Annotated in this window: 14 protein-coding genes; 2 read left to right on the top strand and 12 right to left on the bottom strand. The window is 59.2% G+C overall.

What is annotated here, in order from left to right; translation table 11 throughout:
- Positions 1-75 precede the first annotated feature (75 nt).
- On the top strand, positions 76-1,113 hold the full coding sequence (locus RIN49_RS10555; protein WP_309120133.1) for a LacI family DNA-binding transcriptional regulator: 1,038 nt from the start codon (positions 76-78) through the stop codon (positions 1,111-1,113).
- Between the two features lie 299 nt (positions 1,114-1,412).
- Here RIN49_RS10555 and RIN49_RS10550 read toward each other — a convergent pair whose 3' ends face one another.
- The 7 genes from RIN49_RS10550 to RIN49_RS10520 all read right to left on the bottom strand — a co-directional run bounded on the left by RIN49_RS10550 (position 1,413) and on the right by RIN49_RS10520 (position 12,575).
- Positions 1,413-3,632 (bottom strand): helix-turn-helix domain-containing protein, encoded by a 2,220-nt coding sequence (locus RIN49_RS10550; RefSeq protein WP_309120132.1) that lies wholly within the window; start codon positions 3,630-3,632, stop codon positions 1,413-1,415.
- A 181-nt stretch (positions 3,633-3,813) separates the two neighbouring features.
- Entirely contained in the window at positions 3,814-5,472 is a 1,659-nt protein-coding gene (locus tag RIN49_RS10545) for a type 2 periplasmic-binding domain-containing protein (RefSeq protein ID WP_309120131.1), read from the bottom strand.
- 129 nt (positions 5,473-5,601) lie between these two features.
- Positions 5,602-6,504: a carbohydrate ABC transporter permease gene (locus tag RIN49_RS10540; RefSeq protein ID WP_309120130.1), complete on the bottom strand. Its 903-nt coding sequence runs from the start codon at positions 6,502-6,504 to the stop codon at positions 5,602-5,604.
- A gap of 13 nt (positions 6,505-6,517) precedes the next feature.
- A complete protein-coding gene (locus RIN49_RS10535) occupies positions 6,518-7,498 on the bottom strand; it encodes an ABC transporter permease (RefSeq protein ID WP_309120129.1) in 981 nt (326 codons plus the stop codon).
- Between the two features lie 287 nt (positions 7,499-7,785).
- Positions 7,786-9,189 (bottom strand): alpha-L-fucosidase, encoded by a 1,404-nt coding sequence (locus tag RIN49_RS10530; protein ID WP_309120128.1) that lies wholly within the window; start codon positions 9,187-9,189, stop codon positions 7,786-7,788.
- Positions 9,190-9,337: 148 nt separating this feature from the next.
- Positions 9,338-11,125, bottom strand: a complete 1,788-nt coding sequence (locus RIN49_RS10525) for a glycoside hydrolase family 35 protein (protein WP_309120127.1) — start codon at positions 11,123-11,125, stop codon at positions 9,338-9,340.
- Complete coding sequence (locus RIN49_RS10520; RefSeq protein ID WP_309120126.1) at positions 11,106-12,575, bottom strand: alpha-L-fucosidase; 1,470 nt, start codon at positions 12,573-12,575, stop codon at positions 11,106-11,108. Before RIN49_RS10520 ends, RIN49_RS10525 begins: the two co-directional genes overlap by 20 nt.
- Positions 12,576-12,712: 137 nt before the next feature.
- Here RIN49_RS10520 and RIN49_RS10515 point away from each other — a divergent pair, with 137 nt between their 5' ends.
- The gene (locus RIN49_RS10515) at positions 12,713-13,609 is read left to right on the top strand and encodes an AraC family transcriptional regulator (RefSeq protein WP_309120125.1); all 897 of its coding nucleotides are present in this window, start codon (positions 12,713-12,715) and stop codon (positions 13,607-13,609) included.
- A gap of 353 nt (positions 13,610-13,962) precedes the next feature.
- Here RIN49_RS10515 and RIN49_RS10510 read toward each other — a convergent pair whose 3' ends face one another.
- From RIN49_RS10510 to RIN49_RS10490, 5 genes are all read right to left on the bottom strand, one after another.
- A complete protein-coding gene (locus RIN49_RS10510) occupies positions 13,963-14,886 on the bottom strand; it encodes a dihydrodipicolinate synthase family protein (RefSeq protein WP_309120124.1) in 924 nt (307 codons plus the stop codon).
- A 16-nt stretch (positions 14,887-14,902) separates the two neighbouring features.
- Positions 14,903-15,919, bottom strand: a complete 1,017-nt coding sequence (locus RIN49_RS10505) for a sialidase family protein (RefSeq protein WP_309120123.1) — start codon at positions 15,917-15,919, stop codon at positions 14,903-14,905.
- 33 nt (positions 15,920-15,952) lie between these two features.
- Positions 15,953-18,289, bottom strand: a complete 2,337-nt coding sequence (locus tag RIN49_RS10500; protein WP_309120122.1) for a helix-turn-helix domain-containing protein — start codon at positions 18,287-18,289, stop codon at positions 15,953-15,955.
- Positions 18,290-18,327: 38 nt separating this feature from the next.
- A complete protein-coding gene (locus RIN49_RS10495; protein ID WP_309120121.1) occupies positions 18,328-19,860 on the bottom strand; it encodes an extracellular solute-binding protein in 1,533 nt (510 codons plus the stop codon).
- 136 nt (positions 19,861-19,996) lie between these two features.
- Positions 19,997-20,872 carry a carbohydrate ABC transporter permease gene (locus tag RIN49_RS10490; protein WP_309120120.1) on the bottom strand — a complete coding sequence of 292 codons (876 nt, stop codon included), beginning with the start codon at positions 20,870-20,872 and terminating at the stop codon, positions 19,997-19,999.
- Positions 20,873-20,885: the final 13 nt, after the last annotated feature.

Genomic DNA, 20,885 nt, shown 5'->3' with positions numbered 1-20,885 from the left:
CGTCAACCGCTTTGTTATTATAGTCATTTCAATTGTTAGGTTCGTTATCATCCTATTCGAATCAGGAGAATTCTAATGCCTAAGAAAGTATCGATCCAGACGATCGCCGACCAGCTCGGTTTATCCAAATACGCCGTCTCCCGGGCGCTCAGCGGGAAGTCCGGCGTCAGCCAAGCGACGCGAGAACGGGTGCTGAAGCTCGCCGAGACGCTAGGGTACGGGTTGCCTACGCAGAAGGCGACGCCGCCCGCTTCCGGAACGGCCTCCTTCGTGCTGATCTGCATCAACCAATCGAACCGGGGCGACCCTTCCTATTGGCAGCGCGTGCTGGAGGGCATTATCGCCGGCTGCCGGGAGAAGGGATGGCAGCATGCCATCGTTTCCCAACCGCTATCGTTTCCGAAGGGTTCGGCGCTCAGCCCGCAGGAGACGATCGCGCCGCATCTGGATTGGAACGGATGCCTCGGACTCGTCGTGTTGGGCGCTTACCCGTACTCCGCGCTCCAGCTCATGGCTCGCACCGGCAAGCCCCTCGTGCTTCTCGATCATAACGAACCGATGCTGGACTGCGATGCGGTCAACCACGCCAACATCGACGCGGGCATCACCGTTGCGCACCACCTGATCGCGGCGCGGCGCTGCCGAAGCGTCGTCTACCTGGGCGACGACGGCCGGTCGACGAGCTTCTCCGAACGGCGCATCGGCGTCCGCATCGCGGCGGAGCGGTACGGCGACGAACATACGAAGCTCCGGGAATGGGAGCTCCCTTACGAGGAAGGGGAATGGTTGGAGGAAGCCCAAGCGCGCTTCGAACGATTGGCGCCGGACGATCGGCCGGACGGCTTCATCTGCGCCAACGACGACATCGCCATTCGGTGGATGCGGAAGCTGCAAGAGCTCGGCGTCTCGGTTCCGGAGCGGGCGCTCGTCATCGGCATCGACAACGTCGAAGGCGCCGCCCTCGCGTCGCCGCGGTTGACGACGGTCAACCTATGCAAGGAAGAATTAGGCGCTCGAGCCGTCGAAGCGTTGGATCGCCGGATCCAACGACCGGGCTCCCCGGCGGAACGCATCCAGCTGCGCTCCACGTTCATTCCGCGGGATTCCGCGTAACGCCGGCCCCGCATATGAAAAACCGTCAGGCCAAGCCTGACGGTTACATTGCGTTCGAGCGTATGCACCAAGCGTGCGTGAAATAGAGAAAACCAATGTTCCCTATTTGCGCTCCCTCCCCCGAATTTGCACGAATAGAGAACATAAAATTTCTCTATTTCGCTCGAAATCCCCGTTTCGAAACGCCTCAACCGCGAATAAGGAACTTTGGTGTTCCCTATTCGTCTCTTCTTGCCATGTTCGCCGAAAATAAGGAACTTCCATGTTCCCTAACAGCTGCCGAGCCTAGGAAGTTACTCTCACAGCTGCTTCCGGAAGTCGCTCGGCGACACGCCGACGACGTTCTTGAACGCTCGGTTGAACGAATTGTAGTTCGTATATCCGACCTTCTCGCTGATGTCCTGAATCGGCTGATCCGTCTCCTGCATGAGCTGCTTCGCCTTCTCGATTCGGTAGCTGATGAGAACGTCCAGAAATTTCTCGCCGATCTCGTCCTTGAAGAGCTTGCTCAAATATTTCGGATTGATGTCGAATTTATCGCTCAGATAGTTCAGCGACAAGTCCGGATTGCCGTAGTTTTCCTCGATGTACTTCCGAATTTGCAAAATCAAGCTCCGATGCCCTTTCGACTGGCGGATCGTCTGCATCTGCTCCGCAAGGTCGCGGAACACGTCCAGGCAGCGTTCCCGAAGATCGTCCACGGTCTCCCAATCCTCGAGCCGGCGCAGAAGACGATCCAACGATTCCGCCCACAGCTCTTGATATTCGCGAGACAGGTCCGCGAATTCGCGCTCGTAGTGCTGTACCAGAAGCTGCATCGTGTTCACGATTTCCTGTCGGGACAACACGGAATCGGCGATCTGCCGGAACAGCCGGTCGAAGTGCGCTTCCCACTCTTCGTCGGAGAGGCGCATCGCCTGAACGAACTGAGAGATCGTCTTGAGCAGTTCGAATAGATCGTTATTCGCCTCCGGCGCGTCGTCGCGCAGGATGACGCGGTTCATGCCGAGCGCCGCTTTGAATTCCATGGCGTATGCGGCTTCCTTGAAGGAGAATCGAAGTCCCTCGAGGTCCGAGGCCGCCAGCCCGACGCCGATCGTCACCGTAAGATTCAGATTTTGTTCCACCCAATCCTTATAACTCGAGAACAGCTTCTCCTCCAGCTCCTCGGCCTCCCGGTCGTCGGGAAGCCACACGATCGCGTAGAGCCGCCGGTCCGAAATCCACTCCGCCCATGCGTCCGTCCCTTCTTGCTGGGCCACCTCTTGGAGAACGCTGGACAAAATAAACTTCAGCAAGGACTGGTCCTGCCGGTGGTACTCTTCCGTAAATTTGCGGTACCGGTCGATCTCCACGACGGCCACCGTCCAACGGTCGCCGAGAACCGGGAGATTGAGCTTCTTCATCTCCGCCTTCCATTCGGCCTCGTCGTACCGCTTCGTCCCCTCCAGCAATTCTTGGAAAAAGTACTTCTTCTGCAAAATCAAATTATCCGCGTATTGCTGCTGGAACTGCTTCGTCTGCTGCATCATGCCCTCGAGCGTCGTATGGATGAAGCGCAGCTCGTTCCCCTGCGCTTGTCCCCCGTTCGATTTCTTCTGCGTCGCGAACGTCTCGATCAGCGTGACGATTTGCTCGATCGGCTTGTAATTCCGGCGGGTGACGTATACGACCCACGCCACGCCGATAAAGACGACCGCGATCGCGACGGCGAACCATACGCTGTAGAACTGAAGCGCGAACTTCACCACTTTGCCGTTGTTGAGGCCCGTCTGGACTTTCCAGCCGGTGTAGCTCGACGTGAACTCCGAGAAGATCTCCCCGGCCCCGGAGCCCCGGGTCCCTTCGTCGGTCGCCGCCTCGCTCCACAGCCGTTCCCCTGAAGGACCCAGCACATCCACGAACGTATATCCCGGATCGTACATCCGCGTAATCGAGCTCTTGAGCGAAGCAAGCCCGACGTTGACGACCACGAGCCCGTCCGCTTCGCTGCCCATGGGGCGGACCAGGGTGACGACGGGGACTCCCGCCTCCGAGCTGAACGCTTGGAAATTCCGCGACCCGGTCCATTTCCGCGCGTTTTGCTTCCGGCTCTCCTCGATGAACGCCGCGTCCGGGAACGCGTCGATCGGCACCGTCTTCCCGTTGCTCAGCACGGTCCCGTCATAGTAGCGAACCAAATAAATCGAATGAATCAACGGGAAGTCGATCTTCAGCTCGTCGATGACGTCGACCGCTTGAATCGCGCTGAAGACGGGATTGCCGACGCCCGGCGTGTAGTAATTTTTCAAATGTTGGTTCGTCAACATCTCGCGCAGCACTTTATAATCGATCGAGCGCAGCGAGTTGTCCAAGTACTGCACGACTTGGGACGCCAGAAATTCATTCGCCTTGAGCGCTTCCCTGCGATTTTGTTCGTTGAACGCTTGAATGAACAAGAAGAAGAGAATCGAAGTCACGATAAAAAAGACGGGCAGGTAGGACAAGAGCAACCGCCGAAACCAACTTGCATTCATCATCGAATATCCCCCGCGAATGTTTATATGAAGGCGACCACCTTATCTCGCTTCTTTCATGCTATGAACCAAGGATAACATGGATCGGGGAATAACGAAAAAACGAAACCGCCCCCGGTCATGTCTGACCGAGGAGCAGTCCCGTCGAATCCGTTTCGGCTTGCCGGAAATTTCGCCTGCGCGCTTACTTCGACTCTTTTTCGATCGCGCGCTGGTAAATCTCGAGGTATGTCTTGAGGTTCAAGCCGTCGAAGCCCTTCACGTAGGCGTCCCAATCCTTCTCGATGCTCTTGCTGCCGATGATGAATTGCGCCATATTGGATTGAACGTAGTCCTTAATCGCCGTCGTCAGCTGCGCCGCCGTCTCGGTGTCCTCCGGCAGGATAAAGACGTTCGTCGGATACACTTCCTTCGGAGCGTAAGGCGCGTACAGGTTCGTCGCCTGCGCGAGACGCGTGCCGTAGCCTTCCGCCGCCAACGGATCCTGACCTTCCGCGAACAAATCCCGGAACGTCTTGGACAAGTCGTGCGCGCCGATCTGGGACCAGCTCTCGTTGACGACGACGTTCGGATCGCGTTCCGGCAAGTTGTAATAGCTGTACTTCGCCGGCTGGCCGTCGATGTTCTTCTCGTCCGGCTCGGCCTTCTTCCAGCCTTTGCCTTCCGTCGGTCCATATTCCGCGTACAACGCGCCTTCCTCGCTAAACATGTAATCCACGATTTGAATCGCCGCGATCTGCTGCGCTTCCGTCGCTTTGTTCGTGATGGCGAATTCGAATTCGCCGACGCTTTGCGTTACCCCTGCAAGCTGCACGCCGTTCGGACCTTTGAGCGGAGCGACGATATCCCAGTGCTGGTGACGCGTGATCGTCTTGTCGTACGTGTTCACCAAGTAGCTGACCAACGCCGTCGTGATCGAACCGACGACTTCGTCGCCTTCCTTGTTGCCGAGCTGGCCGACCGCTTGATCGTTCTGCGTGAACGAAGCCGGATCGACGAGTCCTTCCGCGTACAGCTTGTGCATGTACTCGAGGCCTTGCTTCCACTCGTCCTTGTTCGCGGCGAAGTCGACCTTGCCGTCGCTCACGATAAGGTATTTGTCGTTGTCGTTATAGATGAATGCATTCATCAAGTAGGCGTCGATGTTGCCGTTCCATACGTATTTGTTCGGCGCGCCCGTGAGCGGAATTTCGTCCGCCTTGCCGTTGCCGTTCGGGTCTTGTTCCTTAAACGCTTTCAGGACCGTATACAGCTCGTCGGTCGTCGTCGGCTTCTCCAAGCCGAGCTTCTCGAGCCATTCCGTGTTGATCCAGTACTTCTGCGCGTACGTGCAATGGTAGCACTCGTTGAAGATCGGGAGCGCGTAGATGTTGCCGTCCGGCGCCGTGATCGCGTCTTTGAAATACGGCTTCTCCTCCATGATCTTCGTGAGGTTCGGACCGTGTTCCGCGATCAAGTCGTTCAGCGGAAGGAAGACGCCTTGCTTACCGTAATTTTGAAGGTCGGACGTCGTGAATTTGCCGTGGAGGAACACCTCCGGGTAGTCGCCGCTCGCGAGAAGCAGCTGTCTCCGGTCTTGCAGCGCGTCCGTCGGCGCCAAATCCCACTTCAGCTTGACATTGAATTTATTTTCGATAAATCGCGTGAACTCGTTTTCTTCCATCGGCGCTTTGCCCTGCGGCGCGAAGAACGTCATCTCTACGGGACCCGCGTTTTCGCTTGTCTCCCCGCTTCCCGTACCGTTTCCTTGCGCAGATCCTTCCGTACCGGCATTGCCGCCGCAAGCCGAGAGAACCGCGGTCGCCGCAATCACCGTCGCTAGCATCGAAACCCACTTTTTCAACGTTGACTCCTCCTTTTTCTTAAACGAAGCATCCTGCCGTGTCACCTTACTATATAGAGCCCGCCTATCGAAAGCAATGAACGTCCGTCACCTCCTTCCCATGCTTCCCGGCGGGAATGACAACCCGATTTATCCTTTCAAAGAACCGATCATGACGCCTTTGACGAAGTGCTTCTGCACGAACGGGTACATGATCAGCACCGGAATGCTCGCGACGACGATAAGCGCGTATTTCAGCACCTGCTCGAAGCCCTGGTCTCGCAGCTGTTGGCTCGTATTGGCGAGCATCTGCGGATCGGCCGCGTTCAAGATGAGCAAGTTGCGAAGCACGTACTGCAGCGGGAACAAGCTTTCGGACCGCAAGTAGATGAGTGCGTCGAAGTAGGCGTTCCAATGTCCGACCGCGTACATGAGCGTCATGACGGCGATGATCGGCGCGGACAACGGGAGCACGACGCTGACCAGGTAGCGAAGGTCGCGGCAGCCGTCCATCTGCGCGGCTTCGCCCAATTCTTCCGGGATCGAGGTCTGGAAGAACGTTCTGGCGACGATGACCTGGAATACCGCCATCGCTCCCGGAAGCCACATCGCCCAGCGGGTATCGAGCAGCTCGAGGTCCTTCACCAGCAAGTACGTCGGGATGAGACCGCCGTCGAAGAACATGGTGATCATGAGAAGGATGATGAGGAAGCCTCGGCCGTAGAACGTCTTCTTGGAGATCGGATACGCGATCATGATCGTCAGCGCGACGTTGATGATCGTGCCGAACACGGTATAGATGATCGTGTTGTAGTATCCCAACATCAGCTGCGTGCTTCGGAAGATCGAAGCGTACGCTTTGAGATTGAACTCTACCGGCAGCAGCCATACCTGTCCGGCGATGACCGCTCGCGACGAGCTGAAGGACGAACTGACGATATAGAGCAGCGGGTAGAGCACGACCAAGAGAATCAGCGTCAGAAACAAGTAGTTGAAAGCCATGAAGACGCGGTCGCCGAGCGGGTCTTTGATCCGGTTTTGACGTAATAGCATAGCTGCTCCCCCCTTACCACAAGCTGTTTTCGGAAACTCTGCGAGAGATCGAATTGACGATCACGAGCAGGATCAAGTTGATGATCGAATTGAACAAGCCGACGGCGGACGAGAAGCTGAAATTCGCTCCGATCAAGCCGACTTTGTACACATATGTCGAGATGACTTCGGAGGCGCTCGTGTTCAGCGGGTTCTGCATCAAATAAATTTTCTCGAAGCCGACGCCCATAATGCTCCCTAGACTAAGGATCAACATAATAATCGTAATCGGGACGAGCGCCGGGATGTCGATATGCCAGATCTTCCGAAGCCTCGACGCCCCGTCCATGCGGGCGGCTTCGTATAGCGACGGATCGACGCTGGCGAGCGCCGCGATATAGATGATCGAGGAGTACCCCATGCCTTGCCAGACGCCCGACCACACATAGATGGATTTGAAATATTCCGGGATGCCCATGAAGTTCGTCATCGGCAGCCCGAACAACGCGAAGAGCCGATCGACGACGCCGACGTGCGGCGACAGCATCAAGATGATGATGGACACCATGACGACCGTCGAGATGAAGTGCGGGGCGTACGTGACCATCTGCACCGTCTTCTTAAAATACCCGTTGCGCAATTCGTTCAATGCGAGCGCCAACAGAATCGGTACGGGGAAACCCGCCAACAGCGAGTAGAGGCTGATGCCGATCGTGTTTTTAATTAGCAGCCAGAAGTTCGGCGATTGGAAGAAGGTGACGAAATGCTTCAGCCCGACCCATTCGCTGCCCCAGATGCCTTGAATGACGCTGTAATTTTTGAACGCGATCTGCACGCCCGCCATCGGTATATATTTGAAGATGAGGAGGTACAAAACCGGCGGCACCACCAGCAAGTATAGCTCCCAATGCCGTTTGAAGCTCTTGACGAGGGGGCTCTCCTTCTTCCTCGCGACCCGGTTCCTTTCGTTCCGGAAGTTCGCTTGCGCTTGTATGGGTTCCGATGTTTGACTCATCCCCGTCACTCCCTTTCCCTATCCGCGGTGTTCTCTTGCGATTGTCTGAGCCGGTTGTCCGGTTGTCCGGTTGCCCGGTTGTCCTGTCGGCGGACCGGCTTGCAACGTATCGTAACGCGGGTCGGCCGCGGCGTTCAATTTGTAATTTTCCCGCACCTCTCGTTATTCCGAAAACCCTGATTCACTAGGGGATAAAGGCGTTATTCCGGTCGCTTCGCAATTTTCTCCCGGTTGCAAAAAATCCTCGAAGGGCTCATTCGCCCCTCGAGGATTCGGTGTTTCGCGTACTATTTGGAAAACAGTCGGAACGCGTGCGCGATCGGCGCCTCGTCCGCGATGCCGGATTCCGGCAGGGTCACCTTGAGGCCGCCTTGCACGGCTTCGAAGGGAATCGTCTCGTTCGTTCCGACGAGCTCGATCCGCTCCACCGGTCCCGGATACGGAATGACCTGCTGCCCTTCCGCCTTCGCTCGTTCGTTCTTATACAATCGGAAGGCGTACTTCACGTCGCCCTTGGACGTGAACGCCCACTCCCCGGTGAAGTGCGGCTCGCAGATGCGAGTGCCGTAGATGCCTTCGCCGTACGTCGCAAGCCATGCGCCCAGCTCCTTCATGCCGCGGATGGCGCCCTTCGGGAGACGACCGTCCGGCTGCGGGCCGACGTTGAGGGCGAGATTGCCGCCTTTGGCGACGACCTCGAGCAGGATGTGCGCGAGCTGTCGTCCCGTCTTGTACTTGTCTTCGAACCCGAAGGAGAACGACGTGCCGAGCGTAATGCAGCTTTCCCACGGAATGTTCATCGCGCGCTCGGGGATCGTCTGCTCCGGCGTCACGATGTTCTCGTAAGGACCGCCGACCGTCCGGTCCGCGACGAGCAGCCAAGGCTGGTGCTTGCGATTTTTCTCCACGACCTCGCCGAGGCGGATGTCCTGGCCGTAGCGGCCTGCGCGCACCCAGCCCGCGTCCAGCCACAGACAGTCGATGCGGCCGTATTTCGTCAGCAGCTCCGTAATTTGCTCATGGGTAAACTCGACGAACTTCTCCCACAGCCACGGGTATTCTTCAGGATTGTACGACGGCCCCCGCCACATATGTCGGCCTCGCTCCATCCCCGGCGCCCAATAGTACGGCGTATGCCAGTCGGCCTTGGAGAAATACGCGGAGATGGCGAGCCCCTTGTCCCGGAACGCGTCGAACAGCTGCTTGCAGATGTCGGCGTATTTATGCGTATGGAACGGCGTCTCCGGTCCCGTAATGCGATAATCGGTCGTATGCGTGTCCCACATGCAGAAGCCGTCGTGGTGCTTCGTCGTGAACAAGAAATACTTGAAGCCGTTGTCGGCCGCGAGCGACGCCCACTCCTCCGGCTGGAAGCGAATCGGGTTGAACGTCTTGTTCAGGTCGAAATACTGGCGCTTGAACTCCTCCATGTCGTCGATCCAATCGATATCGTTCCGGGACCACTCGTCTCCGTCCTGGTCGCTGAGCGCCCACGATTCGACGAGGCCGAGCTGCGAATACGGACCCCAATGCATCATCAGGCCCAGCTTCTGATCCTTGAACCACTCGAGCCGTTCGAGCAGGAGCGGATCCTCCGGCTTCACCCACTCGTCTTCTTTGCTGAAATTATGAACGCCGGTTTGGACGACTTGTTCCTCTTGCGGTTGTCCTTGCTCCGTCGTTTCGCTCATCGTCGTTCGTCCTCCTTAGAAAATAGTTACGCGTCCGGAACATCGATAGAGATGTACATCCTCACGTATATCGCTTCCCCGCGAATCGCGCAATTGACAATAATCGCGCGCTTGTCTATTTTCCGTATGCCGAAATTCGCGAGCTTCCCTAATTTCCTTCCGGCTTGTCCAGCGCCGGCTCGTCGACGAACGTTACCGCCGGACGATCGCCGGCAGCTCCGTGCAGCTCGAAGATCGCGATCTCGTTCGCGCCCGTTCGAAGCAGCGGGCCGGGCACGTATAACGTGAGCTGAGGTCCCCGATTCCAATAGCGCCCTAGGTTGAAGCCGTTGACGAAGGCGACGCCCTTCGTCCAGCCGTCCAGACGGAGGAACGTGTCCTTCGCTTCATCCGCGTGCAGGGTGCCTCGGTAGAAGGCAGGCGCCTCGCCCGTCCTTCCTTCCCCGGCTTCGAGCGGCTCGAATCGAAGACCGGACAAATCCTCGAGCGGCAGGCAATGAATCGTCCAGTCGAATAAAAACTGGAAGCCGTGGCGAACGCCCTCCGTAATGCCCTTCGGGTCCTTCAAATACGGTCCGTAATTGATCCGCCCCATATTCTCGACGAGGATCGAGAGCTTCGCGCCTCCCGCCGGCACCGCGAACGACACCGTCTTCCCGGCGTCGCCCCGCTCGAGGACGCCCTGCAGCTCGCCGTCCAAAAATACGAGCGCCCGGTCGCGCACCTCCTGCACGACCAGCTCCTGCCGCTCCCGCGGGCCCGACATCGTCGTGCTGTATAAGATGAACCCGTAATCTTGTCCCAGCTTCTCCATCGGCTCGGGGCACGCCGTTCTTATCGGCGCCGCCAGCCGGTCCGCCTGCGCGAGCAGCTCCGCGCGCTCCGTTAACGGCACGCGGCCGTACGCCTTCCGTTCGATCGGCGCCGGCAGCGGCGGGAAGCTCGCGTCCGGGACGTGCCGCGCGATCGCTTCGCGCACCGCATGAAACTTCGCCGTCGGCTCGCCGGATTCGCTCAGCGGCGAGTCGTAATCGTAGCTCGTGATCGTCGGCTCGTACCGGTCCTTCTCCTGGCAATTCGCCCCGTTGTAGAACCCGAAATTCGTCCCGCCATGAAACATGTAGAAGTTCACGGACGCGCCTTCCTCCAGCATGTCCTCGAGCACGCGGGCGGCGTCCGCCGCGTCGCGCGTATGATGCCGCTCGCCCCAATGGTCGAACCAGCCGTTCCAGAACTCCATGCACATGAGCGGCGCGTCGCCTTGGTATTCGCGCAGCTTCGCGAAGGCGTCCTTCGCCCCGGAGCCGAAGTTCACGGTCGCGAGCGCCCCCGGCACCGAGCCGCCCTGCAGCATCGCGTCCGTCGGCCCGTCCGACGTGAACAGCGGCACGTCGACGCCGCGGCGGACGAGACCTTGGCGCAAGTGCTCCAAGTAAGCGGCGTCGTTGCCGTAGCTGCCGTACTCGTTTTCGATCTGCACCATCACGATCGGACCGCCGTTCGTGCAGAGGAGCGGCGTCAGCCTCGGGAGAAGCGCGTCGTAGTATGCGTCTACCCGTTCCAGAAACTTCGGATCGGCGCAGCGCAGCCTCAGGTTCGCATCCGCGAGCAGCCACGACGGCAGTCCGCCGAATTCCCACTCGGCGCAAATGTACGGGCTCGGGCGGACGATGACGAACAGGCCGAGCTCGCCGGCGATCCGGATGAATCGCTCCAGATCGGCCATCCCGTCGAACCGGAATACGCCGGGCTTCGGCTCGTGCACATTCCACGGCACGTAAGTCTCTACCGTATTGAGGCCGCAAGCCTTCAGCTTCCGGAGCCGATCCTCCCAATACTCGGGCACGATGCGGAAATAATGGATCGCCCCGGACAGCAACCTCACCGGCCTCCCGTCGTACACGAACTGCTTGCCCCTAACTTCGAACGTCGCCATGACGCGTACCTCCTTCTGTTTTCGGACTGCAGTATACTTCGATCGCCGAAATCGTAGGACACCATCTCGACTCCTCGATCGTCAGACGGATCTTCCTGGCGGTTACGGGCGGGAAGCGGCAAATCCGCTTATACCCGACGATCGTGCCGCGCGTCAATTCCTTCCATCCCTCGCCGTCGGCGTAATCGAGCGAGAAGCGCTCGATGCGCTGCCCCGACCGAATATGCTCCATGAGCACGATATGGTCGAACGTCCGTGCTTCCGGCAGCTCGACCTCGAGCCCCGCCCGTTCCGTCCCTTCGCGCGGCCGCCAGAACGTCTCGCGGTTCGTCTCCGTCGCGCGGCTCGCCGCGTGCGCCTCGTCCGCTTCCTCCGTCGCGCGCGCTTTCGCGCCCGCCGCCAAGTTGTCGCGGAACGTCGCCCGCAGCGCGTCGCCCAGCTCCTTCAGCCGCGCCGCGTCCCGCTCGTGCACGAGACCGCGCGGATCCGGCGGCACGTTCAGCAGGAAGCTGCCGTTGCCCCCGACGGAGCCGTAATATACTCGAAGCAACTCCTCCAGCGACTTCACTTGATCGTCCTCGGCCGCGTGATAAAACCAGCCCGGCCGGATCGACGTGTTGACCTCGGCGGGATACCAGATCAGCCGGTCATGCCCGTCGATCACGTCGCGGCTCCCGAGGTCCTCGTCCATCGTGTCGACCCGCTTCGCGAATTCGCGGTCGTCCGCCTGCTGGGACCGATCTTGAATTTTCTCGTTGTCCTGCAGATGAGCGGGAACGACGCTCCATTCCGAAGCCCGCGTATGCCCCGCCTCGTTGCCGCACCACCGCACGTCCGGCCCGCACACCGAGATGACGGCCCCCGGCTGCAGCTCGCGAATGAGCGCGTAGTAGCCGTCCCAGTCGTACACCTGCCGTTTCCCGTTCGGCCCTTCCCCGCATGCGCCGTCGAACCAGACGCAGAACAAGTCTCCGTAATTCGTAAGCAGCTCTCTCAGCTGATGTTTGAAAAAGTCGTTATACGCCGGAGAATCCCCATAGCTCGGTTCATGCCGATCCCACGGCGATACGTAGATGCCGAAGCGAATCCCGCCTCTGCGGCACGCGTCGGCGACCTCCTTCACGACGTCGCCGGTCCCGTTCCGCCACGGGCTGCTCGCGACCGTATGCTTCGTGTACCGGCTCGGCCAGAGGCAGAAGCCGTCGTGATGCTTGCACGTCAAGATGAGTCCCTTCATGCCCGCGGACTTGACCGCTTCGACCCATTGGTCGGCGTTCAGCTCCGTCGGATCGAAGATCGCCGGATCCTCGCCGCCCGTCCCCCACTCCCGATCCGTGAACGTATTGACCGTGAAATGAATGAAGGCGTAAAACTCCAGTTCCTGCCAAGCGAGCTGCCTCTCCGACGGCGCCACCCGCGCCGCCGCTTCGATTGTATCGTATCGTCGCATGCGTCGATCCCTTCCTTTCCCTTCCATCATAAAAGCGCTCGATCGCGCCCGCCATCGACGAAACGTCCGAGTTTTTGACCTTTTGTGCCGAAGCGGTATGATAAGATGGAAGAATCATCGCATAAGGCTGGAATCCTATGAACTTGGACGTCGTCTTCCCGAATATGACAAGCACGCTGCAAATTACCGGCTGCCACTTCGGCTTCAAGCCGCCCGGCTGGAGCTATCCGAAGCACCATCATCACTTATACGAAGTGCTCCATTGCCGCGAAGGCGAAGTTTGCGTGTCGCTCGGCCGCGACGCGCTCGTCCTCCGTCCGGGCGACTGGCTGCTCCTTCGGGCCGGCGTCCGTCACGCGGTCGACAATCGCACGAACGGCGAAGTCGCCTTCTTTAACATTCACTTCGACCTGGACGATCACGACCTGCGGAGACGGCTCGGCGGCGCCGATTATACGTTGATCCCGTCCCCGGACGCCGCAGCGGCCGATCTTCCCGCTTACCTGACGGAGATCGAAGCGTTCATGTCGGATCGACTGCGGCGCTCTCCCGCCGATCCGACGGAGACGGAGCGGCGGCTGCCGCTCGCCTCGGATCAACGCATCCTCCTGCAAGCTTACATTCTGTTGATCGTGCACGAGATGATCCGCCGGCGAGGCGAAGCCGACCGCGGCGCCCGCTCGGAAGGCGCCAGGGACCCGACGTTCTATGAGGCGGACATGGCCCATCGGATCGAGGAACGGCTGGAGCGCCTAGCGTCCTCGGACGGCTCCATCTCGCAAATCGCCGAAGCGTTGAATGTAAGCCGCAGCCAGTGCACGAAGATTTTCACGAAAATTTACGGGATCTCGCCCCGTCAATACGTGACGCAGCTGAAGCTGTCCAAGGCGAAGGAGCTGCTCGTCGGCACGAACCGAACCGTGGAGGACATCGCGAACGAATTGGGCTTCCACTCGGCCAGCCACTTCTCGAGGCAGTTCCGCCGCGGCACGGGCATGTCCCCGAACCAGTTTCGTCCCCGCCATATGACGTGAAGAAGGGGCTGTCCTAAAAGTCTTAAATGACGAGGGGCGCTCTTTCTCTTGCAATCATGCTCTTTACGGGAGGGGGTACGGATTCCGGCCGCTCTTGAACGTCGTGTTCTCTAGATTCGATTGGAAGGGTACAACACGACGTTCAAAAGGCGGACGTAAACTCCTCCACCCGTACCCACTCCCTCGCGCTTCTGTAAATCGAACGAGCTGCCCGACGTCATGAATTCCGGTTAGAACAGCAAAAAAAAACGGAAATAACGCAAAGAAATCGAAAAAAAAGGGCTATTCCCTTAAGTAGATTTAACTACTTTCGGGACGGCCCCTTCTTGCGTCGGTCGGCGACGACGCGTTCTTCATCCGCCATACCGTTCTATGTACTGCGCCGTCAGGCGGCGCAGCTGCTCCACCTCCAGACGCTCCGTCGCCGTGAGCGTCCGCCCCGGCTGCGCCCGGCTGCCCTCCTGCCGAAACACGCCCTCCAGCGTTAGGTAGTACTTCGCATTCATCGGATACGACTGTCTTTCGATGAGCGCGGAGAGGCTTAGAAAATCGGACAGCTTCTCGGCCTCCTCGCCAAGCTCCCTCCAACGCTCCGTCAGCGTCACGTACAGCTCCGGATGGAAATTCGCCATCACGCCGCTGTAGCCGACGGCGCCCAACCGCAGCGTCTCGAGCAGCGTGGCCGAATTCGCGTTGTACAGCCGGAGCTCGCTTCCGCGGACGGCTTCCAGCTTCGCCCGCATGGTTTCCGCGTCGCAGCTCGTGTCCTTAAGGAACCGGAAGCGCCCGAATTCCGCGCAACGGCCCAGCGTCTCGGCGGACAGCACGCGCTTATACGGATAGGGACATTCGTACAGGCCGAGCGTCGCGTTCGCCGGAACGCGCGCGAGCAGCCATTCCAGCCGCTCGAGCCACGCCTCGTCGGATTCGTCCTGCCGCGCGAGACGATTCGTGATCAGCACCACCGCATCGACGCCGGTCTCGGCCATCGCCTGCAATTCCTCGACCTGATCCTCCGGCGCGTCGGAGACGTGTCCGGAGGCGATGACGGGAAAGCGGCCGGCGGCCGCGCGCTTCACGAAGGAAGCGAGCGCCGTACGCTCGGCAAGGCTGAGGAAAAACATCTCGCTCGATTGACACACTGCGAACAACCCGTGAACCCCGCGCGCCGCGTACCATTCGACCTGCCGCTCGACCGCTTCGTAATCGATTCCGTTCCGCTCGTCGAACGGCGTCACCATCGTCGGCCATACGCCGCCGTCGATTGTCTGCTTCATCGAACGCTCCCTCCCGTCATTCCGACAACGTCAGCTTCCAGAAGGCGATCCGATCCCGCTTCCACGTGTAGGTCACGTACAGCGTATCGCCCTCGGCGACGATCGCGGGGTAGGAATACTCCCCAGGCTCGTTCTCCAAGACGAACTCGTCTCCCCACGTCTCTCCGTCGTCCGTCGAGAATCGAACGACGAGCGGCGTGCGCGGGCTGTCCGTCGCGTAGCCCGCGACCGGATTGAACACGAGCGCGAGCGCGCCGCGTTCCGTAGAGGCGAGGTCGATGCCGCTGTTGTTGTTCGGCAGCGGCGTCGGGTACGCCTTGGACCATGTTCTCCCCGCGTCGTCCGAATCGCTTCGGAAGATGCGTCCTTCGGTGCTGCGGAGCAGCATATGCACCCGCCGGTCGCCGGAATGCCACAGCGTCGGCTGGATCAGTCCACGGGCGAACCAATGCTCCGCTCCTACATACGTAGATAAGTCCATCGGTACAAGCGCGCTCCGCGTCCAGGTCGCCCCGCCGTCCTCGGACCGATCGACGAACGCCTCCCAAATTTGCTTGCCCGGCGCATCCGGGTCATGGCGTTCGATCGAGGCGGGCGCGAGAATCGTCCCGTCCGGCAGCGCGATCGGCTTGTTGCGCACGGGCCCTCGGCCCCCGACGTCGCCCGGCACCAGCTCCGAGGGCGCCGTCCACGTGCGGCCGCCGTCCTCGGACCGCATCGCGCGCGTGAACCAATCCGTAATCTCATGTCCGACTTTATAGAAGAGCGTCACCCGATCGCCCTGCGCGAACAACACCGGATTCCAGTGCGCGATGCCTTCTTCGTCCGCGGCTTTGTACGGCGCGGACCAGACCCCGTCCGCGCTCCGCCGCGACATCCAGATCGCGACGTCGCTCGCCTTCTCGTGCGCGCCCGCGAACCACGCCGCCAGCGCCTCGCCGTTCGGCAGCGCGGCGACCGTCGAAGCGTGACTGCTTCGGAACGGCTGACCTTCCTCGAAAATATATTGCTTCTCGAACGTAATGTTCGTCATGAACGTGTTTCCCTCCGTGCGGCGATTCGGCCGCTATGCTCGCAGCCGCTGCCGGTATTCGTTCGGGGATGTCCCCTCGAGCTTCTTGAACGTCCGCAGGAACGTCGTTCGATTGTAGAAGCCGACGCGCTCCGAAATGTCTTGAATCGCCATGCCGCTGGTCTTCAACAGCTCCTTCGCGAGCTGGATACGCAGCTCGCTGATGTAGTCGGTCAAGTTCATGTTGTAATGTTCTTTAAACACCCTCGAGACGTACTTGACGGATACCTCCATCTTGTCTGCGATATGCTCGAGATGAAGATCGTCGGTGTAGTTTTCTTCGATGTACGCTTTGATCGTCTGCGCCAATTGGCTCGACTTCTGCGATTGCTTCGGTCCGAGATGCGTCTCGATCATGCGGTGCATATAGGAAACCAGCAGCCGCTGCCGCTCTTCCAGCTCTTGCTCGTTCGCGAACGGCCCCGAATTCGTCAACGCCGCCCGTTCGGACTCGCTCGCCAGCCGGTCGGCGTCGATGCCGCGCTCCATCGCGAACCGGGTCGCCGTATGATACATCTCGCCGATGAGCCCGTTCCGGGCGAACAGGGCATGGCCCGACTTTCGCAGCAGCTCGTCGACCGTATGCTCCACTTCCTCCTTGCTCCCGAATCGCAAAGCCTTCAAGAGCTTGTTCTCGTCCGCGTACGAATACGGAACGTCTTGGGCATCGATCGGGGACGCGGCGCAGGCGACCCGCGACGGGTCCTCGGGAGGAAGCGTCCGCAGCGCGGCCATCGCCCCGCGGTACGACTTCGCGATGCCGTCGAGACCCGCGAACGCCTGGCCGACCCCGATGCGGATATGATAATATTGCCGGTCGTATTCGAACGTTCGGATGAACTCCGCGACGCCCGACTTGAACCGCTCCGTCTCTTCGTCCGTCCGGACGTTCGCGATCGCGACGTACAGATGATCGTTCGATTCCAAGACGTGCAGCGGGGCATACTCCGACAAATACCCTTGAATCAAGTTTTTCATTTTATTTTCGATCACGATGCGCTCGACGTCCTGTACGTCCCGGAAGAACGTGTCCTTGAATTCGAACGTGATCGCACAGCATAAATACCCGTCCTTCTTAAAGTTCAATTGCGTCTGCAAGATGCGCACGAGCTCCTCGTCCCGCTTCCGATTCCGATCCGATCCGCGAACGATCTGCAGCAAGGCGTGATCCGCGTATTCGCGCGCCATCGACTGCCATTCGTCGAGATACCGGCCGCGATACGACATCCACTGCCGAATGCCGTCTCCGACCGCGTACAGATCGCTCGGGCGCTTCGGTTCGGCGTCGTCCCGCTGCTGTCGGTTGTCTTCCTCTAAATATACTTCTACGATTCTTCGGATCGGCTTATAGATTTTCAACGAAAAGAGAAGGGCGAACGCGGTACCGATGACGCATAACGCGATGCTGATGACGGTAATTAACCGAAGAATGCCTTGCGCTTGGCTTTGGAACGCCTGAAGCGGCGTAATCGCGCGATACGTCCAGCCGAACATGCCCGTCGATACCGCCGACACGATGTAGCGTTCGCCGTCGATCCGCACCTCGGCGTTCGCGACCGAACCGGCGCCGGCGGAACCGACGTCCCCGCCCCAATCGCGCGCGTTCGCGAATCGCTCGTCGGTGGTCAACACTACGTTTCCGGCGCCGTCCGTCACGACGACCTCCGTCGCTCCCTGATCCAGCACGGGCTTCAGCGCGCGCACGACGTTCGAGACGGGAACGTCCGCGACCAACACCGCGCGATTTTTGCCGGATCGATTGCGCACGAGCAGCGAGAACGCCTCCGTCGTTTGGAAACTCGTCGTGACGCGGGACGGCCCGACGATCTCGAGCGATCGGTCGGAGTCGAGCGCGGCGAGCCAATCCTCGGCATCCATGCCTTCGTACCGGCGGAATTTTTCGAAGAACGCCCGAAAGTCGTTCGCGCCTCCGCTCGTCATCGCATACGTTCCGTCGGCGTATACGAATAGCTCCTCCGTGAATTGGTTTACGTGAAACCTGGTGCGATCGATGCTCTCGAACAATTCGTGGAGGTCCGACCGGGCTTCCTCCGATGCCCAGGTCGACGTTCGCAACAGCCTCCTGACGGCGGGATCGCCGTAGAAGTTGACGCCCGCTTCGTAAATCGTCTTCCAGTAGTTCTCTACCGTGTGGCTGGAGGAGGAGAGATGCAGTTCGATTTTTTCGGTATATTCTCGCTTGAATTCGTTGACGAAGTTGACGTAACTGATCCATCCGAGCAATACGACGGGGATGATCAGCGACAAGAAGGAGAGGAGGATGTTCAGAAACATCCTGTTGACCCTGAATAAGTCGACCCAACGCTTCACGCGTCTCCCCCCTCCCCGTTATCGATCGTCTATGGATGCTACGATGCCCGCCGCAAGGCTTCGTTGTAGATCGCTTCCATCTCGTCGGCGCCCGCGTCGGTCAGCTGCTTCGCCCATGCGTCGAAGTCGCTCAACGGCTTCGTGCCGATAATGAATTTTACTACATCCTCCGTCAAAATGGACAGCTTGGACGAAATGTCCTTCAGTCGTTCCGTCTCGTCCTCCGTGAATACCGGCGCCAAGCTAGGCGCGTAGTAAGCCCCCGGGTCCGCGGCGAGCTCGTCGCCCCATCGAACCAAGTCGGGGGAGGAGCCTTGCACCATCGGGCCTTCGTCCACGTGCACCGAGAGCGCCAGCAGTCCAAGCCCGATCTCGGACATCATCGTGCGCACCGGATCGCCGGAAGCGCTGTACTTGTCGATGACCGACGGCATGATCGCGGGCTTGCCGTCCGCGATTTCGTACGTTTCCCCTTCGACGCCGTAGTTCGTCGCGAGCGTGCCTTCCGGTCCGTACATCCAATCGAACATGCGCATCAACGCTTCCGGATTTTTCGTCTTCGAGCTCACGACGTAATTGTCGACGAGCCAGCCCTTCGGGTACAGCCACCCTTTCGTTTCGCCTTTCCCGTTTTTCAAGTACGGGATCAGATCGAATTTCGCGTCCGGATCGACCTCCTGCAGCGCTTTGTTGTAGTTCACCGCGAACGAATTGTTGTCGTAATAGAAGAGCGATTTTCCCGTGCTCAGCTTTTCGTCCCAATTTTGTTTCGTGTTGATCGCGAAGTCCGGATCGAGAATTTTTTCCGCATACAGCTTGTTCAAATACGTCAGCACGTCCTTGAATTCCGGCTTGTTCTGACCGTAGAAATACTTGTTCTCTTCGTCGTCGTACGTGATGCCGTAGCCGCTGCCCATGCCGAGCGAGAACGCGTCCATGAACGACATGCCCCGCGCGGAGAACGGGTACGATTGCGGATACGCCTCCTTCATCGCTTTCAGCACGGCATACAATTCGTCGAACGTGGTCGGCGCTTTCAGGTTCAGCTCTTCCAAGACGTCGGTGCGGATCAGAAGCGCCTTGCCGCCTTGAATCTTGTAGCTCTCCGTGATCGGGAACGAGTACAGCTTGCCGTCGACGTACAGTTTTTTGATCTCCGGGTTTTCCTCGATGATTTTCGCAAAGTTCGGCATCGCGTCGAGGTAATCGGACACGGCGACGAACATGCCCGTGTTCGCGTATCTCACGACCTCCGACGCTTCCACGCCCATAATGTCCGGGATGTTGTTCGTCGATAAGAGCGCGCTCTTTTTATCCGAATAGTTGCTGCCCGGCACCGGCTCCAACTCGATCGCCACGCCGGTTCGTTTTTGAATTTCTTGCAGCACCGGCGTATCCGTCATGATCGCCTGAGCCGGGTTTTCGCCCCGCATCCAACGAACCGTCACCTCTTCCCGAGCCGGCTCCGCTTCGGCCGTTCCCGGGGCGGCGCTCGATCCGCCGTTCTCCGGCTCGCCCGTCTTCGGGGCCGTCGCGCCGCCGGAGGAGCAGGCGATCGTAAGGAAAGACATCGAGGCAATGAGACCCCACGCGATTGCCGATCTGTTCCGTATCCTTTTCAAATTCAACTTCTCCCTTCGAATGTTTGGTTTATGTCGACGCCTCCGCAGCCGGACGAATCGGGCGGAGAACAACGAACCCGTTGCGTTACCCCTTCAACGAACCGATCATGACGCCTTTGACGAAATACTTCTGGATGAACGGATATACCAAGAGGATCGGAACGACGGCGACGATGATGACGGCGTATTTAATGTTCGTCGCGGTGACGGCGCTGTAGATGCCGCCGATTTCTTGGGTTTGCCCGGACATCTCCCCGAGCACGACCATATTCCGCAGGATGATCTGCAGCGGAAACTTATCCTTGTCGTCAAGGTAAATCATGGCTCCGAAGAAGCTGTTCCAATGGCCGACGGCATAAAACAACCCCATCGTCGCCATAATCGCCTTCGACAACGGCAGCGTGATTCGGATCAGTGACACCAGCTCGTTCGCGCCGTCCATTTCGGCGGATTCGTACAGCTCGTTAGGAATGCCTTGAAAAAAGGTGCGCATGATGATCATGTTCCACACGCTGATCGCCCCGGGGAGCACGAGCGCCCACATCGTGTTCAGCATTCCGAGCTTCTGCACGAGCAAATAGGAAGGAATCAGTCCGCCGCTGAAAAACATCGTAACGACGATGAGCAGCGTGAAGAAGCCTCTGCCGTAGAAATGCGGCTTCGATAACGGATAGGCGCACATCGCCGTGCAAACGACGTTGATCGTCGTGCCCACGACCGTGTATAGAATCGTGTTCGCATACGATCGGAGGATCGACGGATCCTCGAATAGCAGACTATACGTGCTCCAATTCATCTGGATCGGCCAGAAGGCGACCTCGCCGCGCATGACCGCGTTTCCGTCGCTGACGGACACGATAAAGAGGTAGTAAATCGGATAAAACGTGACGAACACGAGCCCCAGCATGAGGGCGATATTCGCCATGTCGAACAGCTTGCTTCCCGCATCGTTGGTCTTCACGGATCGTCCCCCC

This window comes from Paenibacillus sp. (assembly GCF_031177825.1).
Taxonomy (GTDB): domain Bacteria; phylum Bacillota; class Bacilli; order Paenibacillales; family YIM-B00363; genus Paenibacillus_AE.
The sequence above is the reverse complement of the archived record's forward strand: the minus strand, read 5'-3'. Positions and strand labels throughout refer to the sequence as shown.